Source organism: Terrihabitans aquatilis (assembly GCF_052542005.1).
The window spans coordinates 191,521-211,114 of the sequence record NZ_JBOCUO010000003.1 but is presented as its reverse complement, the minus strand read 5'-3'; the positions used below and the strand labels follow the sequence as shown (position 1 = coordinate 211,114).

Below are 19,594 nucleotides of genomic sequence, written 5' to 3'. Positions count from 1 at the left end.
GCTGAACCAGAGGCGGGAATTGTTCAGGCCGCCACGCCGCCGCGTTTGGCGAAGCGCAGCGGATGGGCCGGGTAGACGCCCAGGATCTTCATCTCGGCGGAGAAGAAGGCGAGCTCCTCCAGCGCGAGACGGACATTGGCGTCGTCCGGATGGCCCTCGACGTCGGCATAGAACTGCGTCGCGACGAATTCGCCGTTGAGCTGGTAGCTCTCCAGCTTCGTCATGTTGACCGAATTGGTGGCGAAGCCGCCGAGCGCCTTGTAGAGCGCGGCCGGCACGTTGCGCACCTTGAAGACGAAGCTCGTGACCACCGGGCCGTTGCCGGCGGGCGCCCAGTCCGGCTCGCGCTGCAGGATGATAAAGCGCGTGGTGTTGCCCGGATCGTCGGCGATGTCCTCGGCGATGATGTTGAGGCCGTAGATCTCGGCGGCGAGACGCGGCGCGATGGCCGCGCGGGTGATGTCGGTCGTCTCGGCCAGGCGGCGCGCCGCGCCGGCCGTGTCGGCGGCGATGCGGGCCTCGAGACCGAACAGCTTCAGCGCCTTGCGGCACTGGCCGAGCGCCATCGGATGGCTGTAGGCGGTCTTGACCGTGTCGAGGCTCGCGCCGGGCAGCGCCATCAGCTGGTGCTGCAGCGGCAGGAAGAACTCGCCGATGATGTTGAGGCCGGAGATCGGCAGCAGATGGTGGATGTCCGCCACGCGGCCCGCGATCGAGTTCTCGATGGGGATCATCGCCCGCTCCGCCGAGCCCTCCACCACGACCGTGAAGGCGTCCTCGAAAGTGGGCTTCGGAACGGAGGTCCAGTCCGGGAACACCTGGTCGCAGGCGGTGTGGGAATTCGCACCCGGTTCGCCCTGATAAACGATCGATGCCACGGACTTTTCTCCTCGTTCAGCTCGGGCGGGCGGCGAGGATCGTGCGCGCCCGTTCGAGATCGTGCGGCGTGTCTACGCCAAGCGGCACGTCCTCGACCAGCGCGGCGTCGATGCGCATGCCGGCTTCCAACGCGCGCAATTGCTCCAGGCGCTCGCGGCGCTCCAGCACCGATTCCGGCAGAGCGACGAATCGCTCCAGCGCCGCGCGCCGCCAGACATAGAGGCCGATATGGTGGATCAGCTCGCCCTCGCCCCAGGGGGCCGTGGCGCGGGTGAAATAGAGCGCGCGGCGGGCCGGGCCGCTGCCGGCCGTCACCATCTTCACCACGTTGGAATCAGTGCGCTCCTCGTCGCGGCGGATGACGGCGCCGAGCGTGCCGAGATCCACCGCCGGATCGTCGAGCAAGGCCACCGCGCGGCGGATGATTGCGGGATCGATGGTGGGCAGATCGCCCTGCACGTTGACGATGCGCTCGTAGCGCCGCCCCGGATCGAGCGTGCCAAGGGCCTCGAAGATGCGATCGGAGCCGGAGGCGTGGTCGGCGCGCGTTATCACGGCACGGCCCCCCGCAGCCTCGATGGCGGACGCGATCTCGGGCGAATCGGTGGCGACCGCGACTTCGCCCGCGCCCGATTCAACGGCACGGCGCCAGACATGAACGATCATCGGCTGGCCCCCGATATCGGCCAGCGGCTTTCCGGGCAGGCGGGTGGAGGCCATCCGGGCGGGGACGAGAACCAGCGTAGACATGGAAAAACTCTAGAAAAACGCGGAAAACGTTCGTTCTGGCGGCAAAAAGTAGCAGTGAGGTGCTTCTATACGAGTTGTCATGGCGCCGCGAAAGCGGCTAGGTTCCGCCCGAATTGCGGGAGCCGACCGGCTTGCGCGTGCGTGCCCTTTTGCGCCCAGTTCAGAGGCGCCCGGAGACCGGAATGGACTCGTTCGAGGTCAACAAGATTCTCGGCGCCGTGCTCGGCACCCTTACCCTGACCGTCGGCCTGATGATCGGCTCGGAGATCCTGTTCGATCCGGGCCATCCCGAGAAGGCCGGCTATGAGCTGCCGTCCGACGACGCCGGCGCTTCCGCGGAAGCCGCCCCGGCCGCCGCTGCGGTCGAGCCCATTGCGGTGCGGCTCGCGGCCGCCGATCCGGCCAAGGGCGAGGCGGTGGCCAAGCAGTGCGGCTCCTGCCATTCGTTCGAGAAGGGCGGCGCCAACAAGGTCGGCCCGAACCTTTACGGCATCATCGGCAACCATCACGCCCATCTGGAAGGCTTCAGCTATTCCTCGGCGATGAAGGAGAAGTCGGGCGAGCCGTGGTCGTTCGAGGCGATGGATGCGTTCCTCGCCGATCCGAAGGGCGCGATCCCCGGCACCGCCATGTCGTTCGCGGGCGTGAAGCGTCCCGACCAGCGCGCCAATCTGATTGCCTACCTCAACCAGAATTCGGACAGCCCGCTGCCTCCGCCGGAGGCTCCGGCTGCCACGGAAGCCGCTCCGGCTGAAGGCGCGGCCCCCACGGGCGATACTCCGGCTCCAGCCCAGGCGCCCGATCCGAATGGCGGCGCGCCCACGGCCCCTGCCGCTTCGGGCGGCGGAACGCCGGCAACTTCCGACGGCGCGGTTCCTGCGCCCGACGGCAATGTCGGCGGCCCCGTCTCCGTGCCCGAGCCGCAATCCGGCACGGCCAACGAGGCCCCCACCCCGCCGAGCGGCGCACCCGTGGGCGGCACGCCGGAAGTGCCCCAGGGCAATGCCGGCAGCGAAGCGCCGGTGCAGCGCCCGGCCACCGGCGACCACCAGCCGCAGCAGTAAAAAGCGGCATCGGATTTCAGGAAAAGGCGCTCTCGGGCGCCTTTTCTCTTGTTCGTGAAGGCGCTTCATCGCCTTGGGGTGGAAGAATGCCGGTTTTACGACATAATCCCGGCTGAGGCTGGTTCCCCCCGCCCTTCCCCGGAGGATGCATGATCGCTCGCCGCCTGATGGCCGCGCTTTTCTCGCTCGCCGCTGTCGCGTCTCCCGCGCTTTCACAGGACGCCTCGCCGCGCACCGAAACCAATGCTCCGGCCGATGCGGGCGAATGGCGGCACGCGCTGTCCCTGTTCGGGGAAGTGAAATATCCGGCGGACTTCAAGCATTTCGACTACGTGAACCCGGACGCGCCGAAGGGCGGCGCCGTGCGGTTCGCCACGATCGGGACGTTCGACAGCTTCAATCCGTGGGTGCCGAAGGGCAACGCCGCCAGCGGAATCACCCGCATCTACGAGCAGCTTTTGACCTCGTCCTCGGACGAGGCCTCGACGGAATATGGGCTGATCGCCGAATCGGTGCGCCATCCAGACGATTATTCCTGGGTGAGCTTCCGCCTGCGCCCCGAAGCGAAATGGCACGACGGCACGCCGATCAGTGTCGACGACGTGATCTGGTCGTTCGAGACGTTGAAGCGCGTCACCCCGATGTTCCGGTTCTACTGGGCCAATGTGGTGAAGGCCGAGAAGACGGGCGAACGCGAAGTGACGTTCACCTTCGACAAGGCTGGCAACCGCGAACTGCCGCTCATCGTGGGCCAGCTCTACGTGCTGCCGAAGCATTGGTGGGAGGGCAAGGATTCCCAGGGTCGCCAGCGTAACATCGAGGAAGGCACTCTGGAGCCGCCGCTTGGCTCGGGCGCGTACCGGCTGAAGGAGTTCAACACCGGCCGCTGGGAAGTGTACGAGCGCGTGGCCGATCACTGGGCCCGCGACCTGCCCGTCGAAAAGGGCCAGAACAATTTCGAGACGATCCGCTACGATTATTTCCGCGACCAGACCGTGCTGGTCGAGGCATTCAAGGGCGATCAATACGATTACCGCCTGGAGAACAGCGCCAAGAACTGGGCTGTGGCCTACGATTTCCCGGCAGCGCGCGATGGCCGCGTGATCCTGGAGAAGTTTCCGGACAAGGGCTCGGCCGTGATGCAGGGCCTGGCGTTCAACCTGCGCCGCGACAAGTTCAAGGACCCGCGCGTCCGGCGGGCCTTCAACCTGGCTTTCGATTTCGAGGATCTGAACCGCACGCTGATGTACGGCCAGTACGAGCGCATCAATTCCTATTTCCACGGCACGGAACTGGCCTCGTCCGGCCTGCCGGAGGGCGAGGAACTGGCGATCCTCGAGAGCGTGCGGGACAAGGTGCCGGAGAGCGTGTTCACCACGCCCTATTCCAACCCCGTCGGCGGCTCGCCGGAAGCGGCGCGCACCAATCTGCGCGAGGCGGCGCGGCTGTTGAAGGAAGCCGGCTGGGAGGTGCGCAACGGCAAGCTCACCAACGTCCAGAGCGGCGAGGTGATGAGCGTCGAATATCTCTATGTCGACCCGTCGTCCGAGCGGACGTTCAGCCTGCTGCGGCCGGCGCTTCAGCGGCTGGGCATCCAGTTCAACATGCGCAGCGTTGACGATTCCCAATATGTGAACCGGGTGCGCGGGCATGATTTCGACCTGATCACCACCTCGTTCGGCCAGTCTCTCTCGCCCGGCAACGAGCAGCGCGAATTCTGGGGTTCGGAGGCCGCCGACCGCGAGGGCTCGCGCAACCTCATCGGCATCAAGGACCCGGCCGTGGATGCGCTGATCGACCGGGTGATCTACGCAACATCGCGCCACGAACTGGTGGCAGCGACCAAGGCCCTGGACCGCGTGCTGCTGGCCAACAATTTCGTGGTGCCGCAATTCACCATCTCCTACGACCGCACGGCGCGCTGGAACCGCTTCGCCCGCCCGCAGAAGCTGCCGGATCGCGGCTCGCTGTTCCCGGATGTGTGGTGGTGGGACGAGGCCGCTGCCCAGAAGACCAGGACCGGACCATGAAGCGGCTGACGATCGACCGGCGCGGAGTTCTGCTGCTCGGCGCCGGTGCGGCCGCGGCCTTGGGCATGCGGCCCTCCTTCGCACAGGAGGTGCCGGATCTCTCGCAGGAACGGCACGGGCTCTCGGCCTTCGGCGATCTGAAATATTCTGCCGATTTCCGGCATTTCGACTACGTCAACCCGGATGCGCCGAAGGGCGGGCGGATGTCGTATGCGCCCGGGCAATGGGCCTACAACCAGAATCCGAACACCTTCAACACGCTGAACACGCTGATCCTGCGCGGCGATGCGCCCGTGGGCCTGACCATGGTGTTCGCGAGCCTGATGAGCGCCGCCGCGGATGAACCGGATTCGGTCTATGGCTATGTCGCGCGTTCGGTGCGCGTGGAAGACGGCGGCAAGCTCTACCGCTTCAAGCTGCGGCCGGAGGCACGCTTCCACGACGGCAGCCCGCTGACCGCCGAGGACGTGGCCTTTTCCATCGCCACGCTGAAGAAGGACGGCCATCCGCTGATCTCGCAGCAGATGCACGACGTGGAGGGCGCCGAAGCCGTGGCGCCCGACGAGGTTTTGGTGCGCTTCACCGGACGGCAGGGGCGCGATATCCCGCTGCTCGTTGCCGGGCTGCCCATTCTGTCGAAGGCGTTTTATGCGACGCGCGCCTTCACCGAGACGACGATGGAGCCGCCGCTCGGCTCATCGTCCTACAAGGTGGGCAATCTCGCGCCCGGCCGCTTTATCGAATATGAGCGCGTGCCGGATTGGTGGGGCAAGGATCTGCCAATCGCGGTGGGCCACAACAATTTCGACGTGATCCGCGTCGAGATGTTTCGCGACCGCCAGATCTCGCTCGAGGGTTTCAAGGGCGGCGCCTATTGGTACCGCGAGGAGTTCACCTCGCGCTTCTGGGCCAACAATTACGATTTCCCCGCGATCAAGGACGGCCGTGTGGTGCGCTTCAAGCTGCCGGACGAGCGGCCTTCCGGCGCGCAGGGCTGGTGGATCAACACGCGCCGCGCCCGCTTCAGCGATCCGCGCGTGCGCGAGGCGCTGACCCTGGCCTTCGACTTCAAGTGGACCAACACGAACCTAATGTACGGCGCCTATACGCGCACGGCCTCGGTGTTCGAGAATTCGCCGCTGAAGGCGGAGGGTGCGCCCTCGCCCGAAGAGCTGGCGCTGCTGGAGCCGTTTCGCGGACAGGTGCCGGACGAGGTGTTCGGCGAGCCGTTCTCGCCGCCCGTTTCGGACGGGTCCGGGCAGGACCGCAAATTGCTGCGCCGGGCGCGCGAGCTTCTCAACGCCGCCGGCTGGTCGGTGCGCGACGGCGCGTTGCGCAATGCGGCCGGCGAGGTGTTCACGCTCGAAATCCTGGATGACGATCCGACCTTCGAGCCGCACGTGCTGGCCTACACGAAGAACCTCTCCATCCTCGGAATCAGGGCCTCGTTCCGCGTGGTCGATGCGGCGCAGTTCCAGAGCCGGCAGAATGCCTTCGATTACGACCTCATCCCGCGCCGCTATTCCATGTCGAGCACGCCGGGCGACGGGCTGAAGGTGTTCTTCGGCTCGGCGTCGGCGAAAGTCGGCGGGTCCTACAATGTGGCGGGCGTGGCCGACCCGGCGATCGACGCCCTGATCGACCGCGCCATCGCGGCGAAGACCCGCGACGAACTAACCATCGCCTGCCGGGCACTCGATCGCCTGCTGCGCGCCGGGCGCTATATGATTCCGCACTGGTACAAGGCCGATCACTGGATCGCGACGTGGGACGTGTTCGGCCGGCCCGAGACGAAGCCACGCTACGACGTGGCCTTTGCCGAGACGTGGTGGTTCGACGCGGAGAAGGCCGGACGCCTCGGCATCCGCGCCCGATAGGAAACAGACGAGCCATGTGGGCCTATATTGCGCGCCGCCTGCTGCTGATGATCCCGACCCTGCTCGGCATCATGTTCGTGTCGTTCGTCATCGTGCAGTTCGCACCGGGCGGCCCGGTGGAGCGTGTGATCGCGCAATTGCAGGGCAATGACAGCTCGGCCACCTCGCGCTTCACGGGAGGTTCCGGGGGCGATCTCGGCGGAGCGGCGCAGCCCGGCACGTTCGGCGGCGATGGCGTGACCAGCAAATATCGCGGCGCGCAGGGCCTCGACCCGGCCTTCGTGGCAAGCCTCGAAAAGCAGTTCGGCTTCGACAAGCCCGCCCATGAGCGCTTCCTGAAGATGCTGTGGGATTATCTGCGCTTCGATTTCGGCAACAGCTATTTCCGCGACGTCTCGGTGCTGCAGCTCATTTCCGAAAAGATGCCGGTTTCCATCTCGCTCGGGCTTTGGATGACGCTGTTGAGCTATGCCATCTCCATCCCGCTCGGCATTTCCAAGGCGGTGCGCGACGGCTCCCGGTTCGACGTGTGGAGCTCCGGCATCATCGTCATCGGCTATGCCATTCCGGGCTTCCTGTTCGCCATCCTGCTCATCGTGCTGTTTGCCGGCGGTTCGTTCTGGGACGTGTTCCCGCTGCGGGGCCTGACCTCGGACAATTGGAACAGCCTGAACTGGCCGGCGCGCATCCTCGATTATCTGTGGCACCTTACGCTGCCCCTGATCGCGATGGCGGTGGGGGCCTTCGCCACCACGACGCTGCTGACGAAGAATTCGTTCCTCGACGAGATCCGCAAGCAATACGTCCAGACCGCACGCATGAAGGGGCTGACGGAGCGGCAGGTGCTCTACGGCCACGTGTTCCGAAACGCCATGCTGATCCTGATCGCGGGCTTTCCGGGCGCCTTCATCTCGGCGTTCTTCACCGGCTCCCTGCTGATCGAGACCATCTTCTCGCTCGATGGGCTGGGGCTGTTGTCGTTCGAGAGCATCGTCAACCGAGATTACCCGGTGGTGTTCGCGACGCTCTACATCTTCGGCCTGATCGGCCTGCTGGTGGGGCTGCTATCCGACCTCACCTATAGCTGGATCGACCCGCGCATCGATTTCGAAAGCCGGAACGTCTGATGTCCGGCCCCTCGACCCATTCCCTGCCCGAGACCACGCCGAACCCGTCGGGCCAGCCGATGGCGCCACCGCCGCCGGCCTCGACGCCGCTGCCGCCCGTGCCGGAGATGAAAGCGGCGCGGCCGGGACGTTTCTCGCTGTCGCCCATCAATGCGCGGCGCTGGCGCAACTTCCGCGCCAACAAGCGCGGCTATTACTCGCTGTGGGCCTTTCTCGTCCTGTTCGTGCTATCGCTGCTGTCGAACTTCATCGCCAACGACAAGCCGTTCCTCGTCACCTATGACGGCGGCATCTATGTTCCGGTGCTGAAATCCTATCCGGAGACCGCGTTCGGCGGCGATTTCGAGACCGAGGCGGATTACCGCGACCCCTATCTTCAGGATCTCATCAAGGAGAAGGGCGGCACGATGATCTGGCCGCCGATCCGCTATTCCTACAATACGATCAACCTCAATCTGCCGGTGCCCGCGCCCGCCCCACCGACCTGGATGCTGACGGCCGAGCAATGCGAAAAGGCCGGCAAGGGACCGGATTGCGCCGGCCTTGAATGGAACTGGCTCGGCACCGATGACCAGGGCCGCGATGTCGTGGCGCGGCTGCTCTACGGCTTCCGCATCTCGGTGCTGTTCGGCCTCGTGCTGACGGTGCTGTCGTCGATCATCGGCGTCGCGGCAGGCGCGGTGCAGGGCTATTTCGGCGGCTGGACGGACCTTGTCTTCCAGCGCGTGATCGAGATCTGGACGAGCGTGCCTTCGCTTTATTTGCTCATCATCCTGGCGGCCGTCATCACACCGAATTTCTGGGTGCTGCTCGGCATATTGCTGCTGTTCTCATGGGTGTCGCTGGTGGGCGTGGTGCGTGCCGAATTCCTGCGGGCGCGCAATTTCGAATATGTCCGCGCGGCGCGGGCGCTCGGCGTGTCCAACCTCACCATCATGCGCCGGCATCTCCTGCCCAACGCCACGGTGGCCACGCTGACCTTCATGCCCTTCATCCTGAGCGGCTCCATCACCACGCTGACCTCGCTCGATTATCTTGGTTTTGGCCTGCCGCCCGGCTCGCCGTCGCTCGGGGAATTGCTGGCGCAGGGCAAGGCCAATCTGCAGGCGCCCTGGCTCGGCATTACGGGCTTCATGTCCATCGCGGCCATGCTGTCGCTGCTGGTGTTCGCCGGCGAGGCGGTGCGTGACGCGTTCGACCCCCGCAAGACGTTCAGGTAGGCCGATGACGCACGATCATCCCGCGCACGCCTGCCCCCACGGACCATGCCGCCATGAAAGCTGACGTGCCTCTGCTCTCCGTTCGCGATCTCTCCGTGGCCTTCGTTCAGGAGGGCCGCGAGACATTGGCTGTGGACCGGGTGTCGTTCGAGATCAGGCGCGGCGAGACATTGGCGCTGGTGGGGGAATCGGGTTCCGGCAAGTCGGTGACCGCGCTGTCCATCCTGAAGCTGCTGCCCTATCCGGCGGCGCGCCATCCGTCGGGCGAAATCCGGTTCCGGGGCGAGGACCTGCTCAACCGCGACGAAAGCGACCTCCGGCGCGTGCGGGGCGCCGACATCACCATGGTGTTCCAGGAGCCGATGACCTCGCTCAACCCGCTGCACACGATCGAGCAGCAGGTGGGGGAAATCCTCAGCGTCCACCGCGGCTGGCCGCGGGCGCGCATCCGCGAGCGGGTGCTGGAGCTGTTGCAGCAGGTCGGCATCCAGAACGCCGCCGAACGGCTCGACGCCTTTCCCCACCAATTGTCCGGCGGACAGCGGCAGCGTGTGATGATCGCCATGGCGCTGGCGAACGAGCCCGATCTCCTGATCGCCGACGAACCCACGACCGCGCTGGACGTGACGGTGCAGGCGCAGATCCTGGCGCTGCTGAAAGACCTTCAGAAAAAGCTCGGCATGGCGGTGCTGTTCATCACCCACGACCTCGGCATTGTGCGCAAGATCGCCGACCGCGTCTGCGTGATGACGAAGGGGCGCATCGTCGAGCACGGTCCGGTGGCCAGCGTGTTCGGCGATCCGGAGCATGCCTATACGCGCCATTTGCTGGCGGCCGAGCCGAAGGGCGAACCGCCGCCGTCCGACACCTCGAAGCCCGTCATCGTCTCGACCGACGACGTGAAGGTGTGGTTTCCCATCAAGCGCGGCCTGCTGGGCCGGACCGTCGGCCACATCAAGGCGGTGGACGGCGTCAGTATCCAGGTGCGCGAGGGGCAGACGCTCGGCGTTGTCGGCGAATCCGGCTCGGGCAAGACCACGCTCGGCCTTGCGATCCTGCGCCTGATCCGCTCGGAAGGGCCGATCGTGTTCCTCGGCCGCGATGTTCATGGCGCGAGCCAGAAGATCATGCGCCCGCTGCGCAAGGACATGCAGATCGTCTTCCAGGACCCGTTCGGATCGCTCTCTCCCCGCATGTCGGTGGCGCAGATCATCGAGGAAGGCCTGCTGGTCCAGAAGGATCATGGCAGCTCCGAGGAGCGCCGGGCCATAGTGGCGCAGGCCATGACCGAAGTGGGGCTCGATGCGGCCGCGATGGACCGCTATCCGCATGAATTCTCAGGCGGCCAGCGGCAGCGCATCGCCATCGCCCGCGCCATGGCGCTGCAGCCGAAATTCGTGGTGCTGGACGAACCGACCTCCGCGCTCGACATGTCGGTGCAGGCGCAGATTGTGGACCTTCTGCGTGACCTGCAGGCCCGGCACGGGCTGGCCTATCTCTTCATCTCCCACGACCTGAAAGTGGTTCGCGCACTGGCCAGCGAGGTGGTGGTGATGAAGGACGGCCGCGTGGTCGAACAGGGCAATGCGCGCAAGATCTTCGAGGCGCCGGAGACCGACTACACCAAGGCGCTGATCGCGGCCGCGCTCAACCTCGATGTGGCGGGCGCGGCGCGACAATAGCAGGGCTCAGGCCAGAAGCAGGCTCAGCCGCCTGACGGTGCGCACCGGCGCGCCGCTTTCCTCGATACGGTCGATGGCCGCAGCCGCATCTTCCACCGCGACCGCCATATGGTGGCCGTTGGCGTGGATCAACGTGCCGTCACCCCGCGCGATGGCGACGTGGCCTTTCCAGAACACGAGATCGCCGCGCTGCAAGGCACCTGGTCCCTCGAACGGCACCGTCTTTCCGACCGCCGCCTCCTGCATGTCGCTGTCGCGCGGTGCGTCTACGCCGATGGCGTCGAGCGCGACCTGGACGAGCCCGGAGCAATCGAGGCCGAGGCTGGTCTTGCCGCCCCACAGATAGGGTATGCCGAGGAAACGCTCGGCCACGCCGACAAGATCGTCCTCGACATGATCGAGCGGGGCGAGGTGGCCGGCAATGGCGTAGCCGCCCTCCGCCAGCACCGCGAACATGCCGTCTTCCCGCTCCACCGCGAGGCGGCTGCCCAGGCTCAGCACATCAACCGGCGACAGCTTGATATCCGGACCGGGGAACACAAAGCTGCGCAGCGCCTTCAGCCGGTGGGTGGGCTCCAGCACCGGGCCGAGCGCCCATTCCGGCAGCCAGCCGACGTAAAGGTCGGTTTCGAGCTGCACCCAGGCCCAGCCGTCGCGCAGTTCATAGATGGCCACCGGCTCGCCGAAGATGGCTTCCGTCAAAAGCGGCGCATCCTCGCGCGGTTCCTTGCGCAGCGAGGCCACGCCCACAGCCACGCAGGCGGCAAGCGCGGGGACATAGCGAGCGGCCTCGACGTCGCCGCGCAGATGTTCGGCGGCGAGATCGGGGCGGGCGGGCGTCAGACGCGGATCGGTCACAGCGGCAATTCCCTTGCGGTGCGGATGAGCACATCCCCTAGATTTTCGACGAAGAGCGCGCCCTTGACGGTGCGCTGGACGATGACGTTGCGGCGGTCGGCCTCGTCGCGCCGGCGGGTGACGAGGTCGAGCTTGCCCATGGTGTCGAGCGCGCGGGTGATGACGGGCTTGGTCACGCCCAGCTTCTTCGCGAGCCCGCGCACCGTGTGAGGCGGCGGCTCGAGATAGATGGTGAGCAGGATGGCGGTCTGCCGCGCCGACAGATCCGCCTCGCTGTCGCGGATCTGTGCGAAGCTGAAATCGCTGAGGAGGCGCAGGGCCTGCGAAGGGCGGAGTTCGACCGGCATGAACGCCTAGCCGACCGGCTTTTTGGAGCAGGGGTAGCGCTCGCTCAACAGGGTGTAGATGGCGCGGATGGCATGGGCCTCGCCGCCTTCCGGACGGCCGGGCTTCGCCGAGGGCGTCCAGGCGTAGATGTCGATATGGGCGTAGGAGGGCGTGTTCGTCACGAAACGCCGCAGGAACAGGGCCGCCGTGATGGCGCCCGCGAAGCCGCCGGCCGGGGCATTGTTCAGATCGGCGATCTTCGAATCGAGCATGCGCTCATAGCCCTTCCAGAAGGGCAGCCGCCAGACCGGGTCGCGCTCGCGCGAGCCGGTGCTCACCAGATCCTCGGCGAGGGCATCGTCGTTCGTGAACAGCGGCGGCAGATCCGGACCCAGCGCGACACGCGCCGCACCAGTGAGGGTGGCGAGATCGATCAGGAGGTCGGGCGCCTCCTCGTCGGCCAGCGAGAGGGCGTCGGCCAGAACGAGGCGGCCCTCGGCGTCGGTGTTGCCGATCTCGACCGTGAGGCCCTTGCGGCTGCGATAGACATCGCCCGGCCGGAAGCTCTCGCCCGAAATGGCGTTCTCCACCGCCGGGATCAGCACGCGCAGCCGCACGGGCAGCTTCGCATCCATGATGAGGTGGGCCAGACCGAGCGCGTTGGCCGCGCCGCCCATGTCCTTCTTCATGATGAGCATGGCCGCGCTGGGCTTGATGTCGAGCCCGCCGGTGTCGAAGCAGACGCCTTTGCCGACGATGGTGATCTTCGGCGCGGCCTCGTCGCCCCAGGTCAGATCGAGCAGGCGGGGGGTGCGCGGGCTGGAGCAGCCGACAGCGTGGATCAGGGGAAAGTCACGCGCCAGATCCTCACCGCGCACCACGGCGAGCCGGGCGTGATGGCGGCCGGCAAGATCGCTTGTGGCGGCTTCCAGCTCATCGGGGCCCATTTCGTTGGAGGGCGTGTTGACGAGATCGCGCGCCAGCGCGACACCCTCGGCCAGCCGCGCCACCTCCGCGCCGCTGACCCCCTGCGGCAGGACAAGGCGCACATCCGCGCCGTCACGCTTGCGATAGCGGTCGAAGCGGTAAAGGCCAAGCAGGAAGCCGAGCGCGGCCAGCTTGGGATCGGCGATCTTGCCGTGCAGGCGGTAAACGCCGGCCGGCAGATCGCGCGCCAGATGGGCCGTGAGAAAGGGATCGCCGCCCTCACCTTCCCAGCCGAGGACGATCCCTGCCAGCGCCCCGCCCTCGCCCGGCACCGGCAGCACCTTGCCGGCCGCGCCGTCGAAGCCCGTCGCCATGATCCAACGCCGCGCCGGTTCGGGCAGCGCATCGAAATCGCCCCCGCGCACATGGAGCCAGACGGGAACGGCGAAGGCGGTATCGGCAGGAAGAAGCGAGGGATGCACGAAGAGGACCTCTGACGCGTGACGCTGCCCACATCATAAACGCGTGTCCGCACAGGAGGCCATGCCGAAGACGCCGCGCCGGTTTACCTTTCGTTAGGGTTAACGACCATAAACCTTCCTTAATGGACGCCGGTCTGGTTCCGGCAAGATTGAGGTCGATCCATGCAGCCCTCGCCGCGCCGCCTCTCCTTCACCCTCGTCGGCCTGCTGGCATCGTCCATCGCGCTCGCCGGCTGCGTGACGAAGAAGGACACCGACGTCACCGGCTCCCTGGGTTCGACCGCTCTGCCGAAGCAGGCAAAGGGGCCGGACGCAGCCATCATCAATCAGGCCGCGGCCCTGCGCAGCGCCGGGCGCAATGACGAAGCGCTGGCGATGCTGGGCAAGGCGGCCGCTCGGCCGAACGCATCCCACGCGGTGCTGGCCGCGTATGGACGGGCGCTCGCCGCGACCGGCCGCAACGAGGATGCGCTGGCCGCCATCCGCCGCGCCCACGACCCGCGCCAGCCGGACTGGCGCTTGCTGAACACCGAAGGCGCGCTGCTCGACCAACTCGGCCGGCTGGAGGAAGCGCAGCAGCGTTATGCCGCGGCCCTCGCTCTGGCACCCGGCGAGCCGTCCGTTCTGACCAATTACGGCCTCTCGCTGGCTTTGGCGCAGAAGCCGGCCGAAGGCGAGAAGGCGCTGCGGCAGGCCGTGGCGCAGCCGGGCGCGACCGCCAAGATGCGCCAGAACCTTGCGCTCGTCGTTGCCCTGCAGGGCCGCTTCGCCGAGGCCGAAGCCATCGCCCGGCAGGACCTTCCGCCCGAGGAAGTGGCCGCGAACCTGAAATATTGGAAAGCGGAACTGGCCCGCACCTCGGCGAAGCCCGCGCCCGCAAGCGCGACGTCGTCGGCGCCCGCTGCTGCCGAGGATGACGACCTGATGGAGCTGCGGGGCTAGGCGCGTCCGGCCTATTGCATCATCTGCAGGATCTGGATGCCCGCCGGACCGAGGATGACGATGAACAGCACCGGCAGGAAGAACACGATCATCGGGACGGTAAGCTTGGGCGGCAAGGCGGCCGCCTTCTTCTCTGCCTCGTTCATGCGGATGTCTCGGTTCTCCTGCGCCATCACGCGCAGCGCCGTGGCCACCGGCGTGCCGTAACGCTCGGCCTGGATCAGCGCGCCCGCCACCGCCTTGACGCCGTCGAGCCCCGTGCGCTGGGCAAGGTTTTCATAAGCCTGACGCCTGTCCTGGAGATAGGACATCTCGGCGCCGGTCAGAACCAGTTCCTCGGCCAGCGGAACGGATTGCTCACCGATCTCCTGGCTGACCTTCCGGAACGCCGCCTCGATCGACATGCCGGATTCGATGCAGATCAGCAGCAGATCGAGCGCGTCCGGGAAAGCGCGGCGGATCGAGGTCTGGCGCTTGCTGATCTGGTTGGAAATATAAAGCTGCGGCAGCTTTATGCCGACATAGGCGGCCAGAAGCACGATGCCGATCTTCACGGCGAACGGGAGCCCCTGCCCGCCCAGGAAGAAGCAGTAGAACAGCGCAAGCGCCGACATGACGATGGGCATGACGAGCCGGAAGAACAGGAACACCACCATCGGGCTCTGGCCACGATAGCCGGCCATCAGCAGCTTTTCCTTGGCATCGTCGGTGCTGAGATGCTTGGCCAGGTCGAACTGGTCGACCACGTTCTTCATGAAGGCCTTGGGTTCCCGCCGCAGGCTGCCGGTCTGCTGGGTGCGGGCCAGCTTCTCGCGCTCGCGGGCGCGGATCTTGTCACGCTCCAGCGCCACCGACTTCATGCGGCGCGCCAGCTGGTTGCCGCCCACGAAAGACGTGGCCAGCGTGAACACGGACAAGGCGGCCGCCACGCCCGTGAGCAGCATGATCAGGACGTTGCGATCGAGGAGCTGGTCGATGAAATCCATGGCGCCTCAGAAATCGAAATTGATCATCTGGCGCATGACGAAAATGCCGCACGACATCCAGAAAGCCCCGCCCAGCAAGAGCATGATGCCGGTGTTCGTCTCCCAAAGCGGGCTGAGATAATCGGGGCTCATCACATAGACGCCGAGCCCGACGAGGATCGGCAGCGCGCCGATGATGACGGCGGAGGCCTTCGCCTCCATGCTCATCGCCTGGATCTTGCCCTTCATCTTGGCGCGTTCGCGCAGCACGCGGGCGAGATTTCCGAAGGCCTCCGAGAGATTGCCGCCGGATTGCGACTGGATGGCGATGACGATGCCGAAGAAATTGGCCTCGGCGACGCCGGTCCGATCATACAGACGCTCGACCGCCTCGCCCAGCGGCATGCCGACGGCCTGCGTCTCGAGCATGGCGCGAAACTCGCTGCGCACCGGCTCCTGCGCTTCCGACGCGACGATGCGGATGCAATCGCCCAGCGGCAGGCCGGATTTGACACCGCGCACGATGATGTCGATGGCGTTGGGGAAATCACGCAGGAACGCCTGCTGGCGGCGCTTGATGGCGTAGTTCAGCAGCCAGCGCGGAAGGCCAAACATGCCGGTGAGCGCCGCGAAGACCCCGATCAGCGGCACGAAGGTGAACATATAGGCGAAGGCGCCGAGCAGCGCGCCGCCGAGCGCGCTCACAAGGTAGAAGCGCTGCGGCGTCCAATCGAGCCCGGCACGCTGCAATTGCTGGGCAAGGGTGGCCGCCTTGCCGCCGCGCTTTTCCAGTTGCTTCAGGCTCTCCGAGATCTGGGTGCGGCGCTGCTGCGCGTCACGCGTGGCGTTGGCCTGGACGCGCGCCGCAGCACGGTTGCCGGCGATCGCCTTCTGGCGCTTGTCGACACGGCTGTTGGAGGGCACCGCGAGAACGTACAATCCCGCCCCCGCCGCCAGTGCGACGAGGACCACAAGGATGATCGCCTCGAGGTTCATCCTCCGTGCCTTTCCTAGGGGGCGATCGCTTCGGCAGCGTCGAGTGCGCTGGCGAGGTTCACCTCCTCGCCGAAATAGCGCGCGCGCTCCCAGAAGCGCGGGCGGCCGATGCCCGTGGAGCGATGACGGCCGATGATGCGGCCATTAGGATCCTCGCCGACGATTTCAAAGACGAAGACGTCCTGCGTGGTGATGATGTCGGCTTCCATGCCCACGATTTCGGTGATGTGGGTGATGCGGCGCGAGCCGTCGCGCAGACGCTGCGTCTGGATGATGACATCGATCGAATTGGCGATCATCTCGCGGATGGTGCGCGGCGGCAGGTTGAAGCTGCCCATCGAGATCATGCTCTCGATACGCGACATCGCCTCGCGCGGGGAATTGGCGTGCAGCGTGCCCATCGACCCGTCATGGCCGGTGTTCATGGCCTGCAACAGATCGAATGCCTCGGGTCCGCGCACCTCGCCCACGATGATCCGCTCGGGCCGCATGCGCAGGCAATTGCGCACGAGATCGCGCATCGTGATCTGACCCTCGCCCTCGAGGTTGGGCGGGCGGGTTTCCAGGCGCACCACATGGGGCTGCTGGAGCTGGAGCTCGGCCGCGTCCTCGCAGGTGATGATGCGCTCGTCCTCGTCGATGGCGCGCGTCAGGCAGTTCAGGAGCGTGGTCTTGCCCGAGCCCGTTCCGCCCGACACCACGACGTTGCATCGCGAGCGCCCGACGATGCGCAGGATCTCGGCGCCTTCGGCGGTGATCGTGCCGAACCTGACCATCTGGTCGAGGGTCAGCTTGTCCTTCTTGAACTTGCGGATGGTGAGCGTGGGACCATCCAGCGCCAGAGGCGGCCCGATGACGTTGACGCGCGAGCCGTCGGGAAGGCGCGCGTCGCAGATGGGGCTCGATTCATCAACGCGGCGGCCCACCTGGCTGACGATGCGCTGGCAGATGTTGAGCAATTGGGAATTGTCGCGGAAGCGAACATTGGTCAGCTGGATCTTGCCGCCCACCTCGATGAAGGTGCTGTTGGCCCCGTTGACCATGATGTCGGCGATGTCGTCGCGCGCCAGAAGCGGCTCGAGCGGCCCGTAACCCAGGACGTCGTTGCAGATGTCGTCGAGCAATTCCTCCTGCTCGGCAATCGACATCACGAGATTCTTGATCGAGATGATCTCGTTGACGATGTCGCGGATTTCCTCGCGCGCGCTTTCGCTGTCGAGGCGGGCGAGCTGGGCCAGATCGATCGCCTCGATCAGGGCCGAGAAGATGGCGCTCTTGGTCTCGTAATATTGGTCGGGGCGGCGCGGTTCCGGCTTGGCGATGCGCGCCGGCACCGGCTGGACGCTGCCCGCGGGCCGGGCGACCGCCTGCGGTGAGGCGGCGGGAAGGCTCGTGCCCGACGCCGGCTGCGCGGGCGCCGTCGTCGGAACGGGCGCGAGCGCCGGGTCCGGAACGAAATTGCCGCGCTTGCCGAACATGGCCACTGGTTCAAGCCCTCTTCAAAAGCTTCGTAAGCCACGGATCGAACAGGCCGCGCCTGGGCGCCCTTGTGCCCGAGCGTCCCATCACAGCCTGCGCGACATCAAGAAACAAATCGTTGATTTTGTGAGAGGCGGAGATCTCGGCGATCATCTGCCCGTTGTTCGCGGCCGTACCGAACAATTGGGGCTCGAACGGGATGATCGCAACGGGCTCCATGTCGAGCGCCTTGGCGAATTCCGAGGTCTTGATCTCGGGCCGTTTCGGCATGCCGGCCATGTTGATGACCAGACGCGGCGCGGCGTCGTTGGGACGCTGGGCGCGGGCCAGATCCATGATGTTCTTGGCGTTGCGCAGATTGGCGAGATCCGGCGCGGCGACGATCACGATCTCGTCGACGCCCAGCAGCGCGCGGCGTGACCAGCCGCTCCACAGATGCGGCACGTCGAGCACGACGCTCGGCAGATTGGTGCGCAGGACGTCATAGACCGGTTCGAACGCCTCGGCCGAGAAATCATAGGTACGGTCGAGGGTGGCGGGCGCCGCCAGCAGGCTGAGATTGTCGGAGCATTTGGCAAGGAGACGGTCGATGAGGTTCGAATCCAGCCGGTCTGGCGCGAACACCGCTTCGGCGATGCCCTGCGGGGGGTCCTGGTTGAAATCGAGGCCGGCCGTTCCGAAGGCGAGATCGAGATCGACCACCGCCGTCTGGGACTGGAGATTGTGGGCAATGGCCCAGGCGACGTTGTGCGACAGGGTGGACGCGCCGACCCCGCCCTTGGCGCCGACGAAGGCGATGATGCGGCCGAGCGGATCGGTGCTCGGGCCCCGGAACATCTCCGACAGGGTGCGCACCAATTCGAGCGGCTGCAACGGGGCAACCATGTATTCGCTGACGCCGCGCCGGATCAGCTCGCGATAGAGGATGATATCGTTGACGTGGCCGATGACCACGACCTTGGTGGTGGCGTCGCACACCTCGGCGAGAGCGTCGAGGCAGGCGGTGATGTCGCCCCGGCCGCCCTCGCTCTCCAGCACGATGATGTTGGGCGTGGGCGCGTTGCGATAGGCCTCGACGGCCGCCGGCGCACCACCCATCTGGACGCGCGCATGGACTTTCTCCATGCGCCGGTCGGCGGCGGCATCCTTCACCATCTGCGCGACGGCCGGCGTCTCGCAGAACGCCTGCATGGACACGCGCGGCAGGGGCACGATCTGCCCCTCCGTCTCCATCGTCTCTGCCGTGGCCAGATTGGTCATCCGCGCGGTCTCGCCCTATTGATCGGTGTTCACGGACTGGCTGGTGGTCGCGCCGATCGTCGCCGCGCCGCCGCGATATCTCTCGATGACCACCGAACGCCGCTCCGCATCCGCGCGGTCGTCGGCGCGGGGACGGATGAAGTCTTCCGGATCATCCACCATCGCCGCGATGTTGGTCTGCTGCGCGCACCCGAAATTCCAGTGCCCGCGATTGCGGTTCGACATTTCCGGATCGCTGTAGCCGGCATCCTCGACGCTCACGTCGCAGGAATGGGGCACGCGCGCTTCCAGCACCGGATAGGACAGGCGCACCGGGGCGAGATGATCGGGCCCGTTCGCCGGATAGCGCGCGAGAAGAACTGCGCGCGAGGGCACGCCGGCGGCCAGAACCTGGCGGCGGATCTCCTTCGTCGCAGCCGCCGATTGCGTATCTGTGACGGGGCCTGCGCCGAACGGCGTCTCGACGGTGAGCTGCCCCCGGCCATTCGCCGTCCAGCCGGCCGCGAAGGCGCGCACATCGGCGATCTGCCGGTCGGTGAGCCCGCCCGGACCGCCACCCGGCAAAAGATCGAGGGTCGCCTGCCCGCGCGTGACCTGGATGGGGTGACGCCCCGCCGGGGTGTCCGGCAGACCCGAGGTGATGTCGCCGCGATCGTTGCAGGCGGCGAGCGTAAGGACGAGAGCCGCAAGCGCGAGGCCGCGCAGGGGGCAGGAAAGAACCGCGCGCAT

At 66.5% G+C, this 19,594-nt stretch carries 17 protein-coding genes; 7 read left to right on the top strand and 10 right to left on the bottom strand.

All coding sequences use genetic code 11. The annotated features are described in order from the left end of the window. Positions 1 to 23: 23 nt before the first annotated feature. A complete protein-coding gene (locus ACQ6S1_RS11920) occupies positions 24 to 878 on the bottom strand; it encodes a prephenate dehydratase (RefSeq protein ID WP_445041436.1) in 855 nt (284 codons plus the stop codon). A gap of 16 nt (positions 879 to 894) precedes the next feature. Further along, the gene (locus ACQ6S1_RS11915) at positions 895 to 1,629 is read right to left on the bottom strand and encodes a 3-deoxy-manno-octulosonate cytidylyltransferase (protein ID WP_445041435.1); all 735 of its coding nucleotides are present in this window, start codon (positions 1,627 to 1,629) and stop codon (positions 895 to 897) included. A 182-nt stretch (positions 1,630 to 1,811) separates the two neighbouring features. On the opposite strand from ACQ6S1_RS11915, the gene ACQ6S1_RS11910 reads away from it, so the two are divergent. The 6 genes from ACQ6S1_RS11910 to ACQ6S1_RS11885 all read left to right on the top strand — a co-directional run bounded on the left by ACQ6S1_RS11910 (position 1,812) and on the right by ACQ6S1_RS11885 (position 10,629). Continuing rightward, positions 1,812 to 2,693, top strand: a complete 882-nt coding sequence (locus ACQ6S1_RS11910; RefSeq protein WP_445041434.1) for a c-type cytochrome — start codon at positions 1,812 to 1,814, stop codon at positions 2,691 to 2,693. A gap of 149 nt (positions 2,694 to 2,842) precedes the next feature. Continuing rightward, positions 2,843 to 4,723 carry an extracellular solute-binding protein gene (locus ACQ6S1_RS11905; protein WP_445041433.1) on the top strand — a complete coding sequence of 627 codons (1,881 nt, stop codon included), beginning with the start codon at positions 2,843 to 2,845 and terminating at the stop codon, positions 4,721 to 4,723. Next, entirely contained in the window at positions 4,720 to 6,600 is a 1,881-nt protein-coding gene (locus ACQ6S1_RS11900) for an extracellular solute-binding protein (protein ID WP_445041432.1), read from the top strand. Before ACQ6S1_RS11905 ends, ACQ6S1_RS11900 begins: the two co-directional genes overlap by 4 nt. A 14-nt stretch (positions 6,601 to 6,614) precedes the next feature. After that, positions 6,615 to 7,727, top strand: a complete 1,113-nt coding sequence (locus ACQ6S1_RS11895; protein ID WP_445041431.1) for a microcin C ABC transporter permease YejB — start codon at positions 6,615 to 6,617, stop codon at positions 7,725 to 7,727. Beyond that, positions 7,727 to 8,947 carry an ABC transporter permease gene (locus ACQ6S1_RS11890; protein ID WP_445041430.1) on the top strand — a complete coding sequence of 407 codons (1,221 nt, stop codon included), beginning with the start codon at positions 7,727 to 7,729 and terminating at the stop codon, positions 8,945 to 8,947. The genes ACQ6S1_RS11895 and ACQ6S1_RS11890 overlap by 1 nt, the downstream gene beginning before the upstream one ends. Positions 8,948 to 9,000: 53 nt before the next feature. Further along, positions 9,001 to 10,629, top strand: coding sequence for an ABC transporter ATP-binding protein (locus ACQ6S1_RS11885; RefSeq protein ID WP_445041429.1), 1,629 nt, complete (start codon positions 9,001 to 9,003; stop codon positions 10,627 to 10,629). A gap of 6 nt (positions 10,630 to 10,635) precedes the next feature. Here ACQ6S1_RS11885 and ACQ6S1_RS11880 read toward each other — a convergent pair whose 3' ends face one another. The 3 genes from ACQ6S1_RS11880 to ACQ6S1_RS11870 are packed head-to-tail and all read right to left on the bottom strand — an operon-like array spanning position 10,636 to position 13,223. Beyond that, complete coding sequence (locus tag ACQ6S1_RS11880; RefSeq protein WP_445041428.1) at positions 10,636 to 11,487, bottom strand: C40 family peptidase; 852 nt, start codon at positions 11,485 to 11,487, stop codon at positions 10,636 to 10,638. Further along, a complete protein-coding gene (locus ACQ6S1_RS11875; RefSeq protein WP_445041427.1) occupies positions 11,484 to 11,834 on the bottom strand; it encodes a MarR family transcriptional regulator in 351 nt (116 codons plus the stop codon). Before ACQ6S1_RS11875 ends, ACQ6S1_RS11880 begins: the two co-directional genes overlap by 4 nt. 6 nt (positions 11,835 to 11,840) lie before the next feature. After that, a complete protein-coding gene (locus ACQ6S1_RS11870) occupies positions 11,841 to 13,223 on the bottom strand; it encodes a leucyl aminopeptidase family protein (RefSeq protein WP_445041426.1) in 1,383 nt (460 codons plus the stop codon). Positions 13,224 to 13,385: 162 nt separating this feature from the next. Between ACQ6S1_RS11870 and ACQ6S1_RS11865 the strand changes: the two genes are divergently transcribed. Further along, entirely contained in the window at positions 13,386 to 14,165 is a 780-nt protein-coding gene (locus ACQ6S1_RS11865) for a tetratricopeptide repeat protein (RefSeq protein ID WP_445041425.1), read from the top strand. 11 nt (positions 14,166 to 14,176) lie between these two features. Here ACQ6S1_RS11865 and ACQ6S1_RS11860 read toward each other — a convergent pair whose 3' ends face one another. The 5 genes from ACQ6S1_RS11860 to ACQ6S1_RS11840 are packed head-to-tail and all read right to left on the bottom strand — an operon-like array spanning position 14,177 to position 19,594. Next, positions 14,177 to 15,151 (bottom strand): type II secretion system F family protein, encoded by a 975-nt coding sequence (locus ACQ6S1_RS11860; RefSeq protein ID WP_445041424.1) that lies wholly within the window; start codon positions 15,149 to 15,151, stop codon positions 14,177 to 14,179. Positions 15,152 to 15,157: 6 nt separating this feature from the next. Continuing rightward, positions 15,158 to 16,126: a type II secretion system F family protein gene (locus tag ACQ6S1_RS11855; protein ID WP_445041423.1), complete on the bottom strand. Its 969-nt coding sequence runs from the start codon at positions 16,124 to 16,126 to the stop codon at positions 15,158 to 15,160. A 14-nt stretch (positions 16,127 to 16,140) separates the two neighbouring features. Then, positions 16,141 to 17,604 carry a TadA family conjugal transfer-associated ATPase gene (locus tag ACQ6S1_RS11850; RefSeq protein WP_445041422.1) on the bottom strand — a complete coding sequence of 488 codons (1,464 nt, stop codon included), beginning with the start codon at positions 17,602 to 17,604 and terminating at the stop codon, positions 16,141 to 16,143. 10 nt (positions 17,605 to 17,614) lie between these two features. Further along, on the bottom strand, positions 17,615 to 18,865 hold the full coding sequence (locus ACQ6S1_RS11845; protein ID WP_445041421.1) for a CpaE/TadZ family protein: 1,251 nt from the start codon (positions 18,863 to 18,865) through the stop codon (positions 17,615 to 17,617). Positions 18,866 to 18,880: 15 nt separating this feature from the next. After that, on the bottom strand, positions 18,881 to 19,594 hold the full coding sequence (locus ACQ6S1_RS11840; protein ID WP_445041420.1) for a CpaD family pilus assembly protein: 714 nt from the start codon (positions 19,592 to 19,594) through the stop codon (positions 18,881 to 18,883).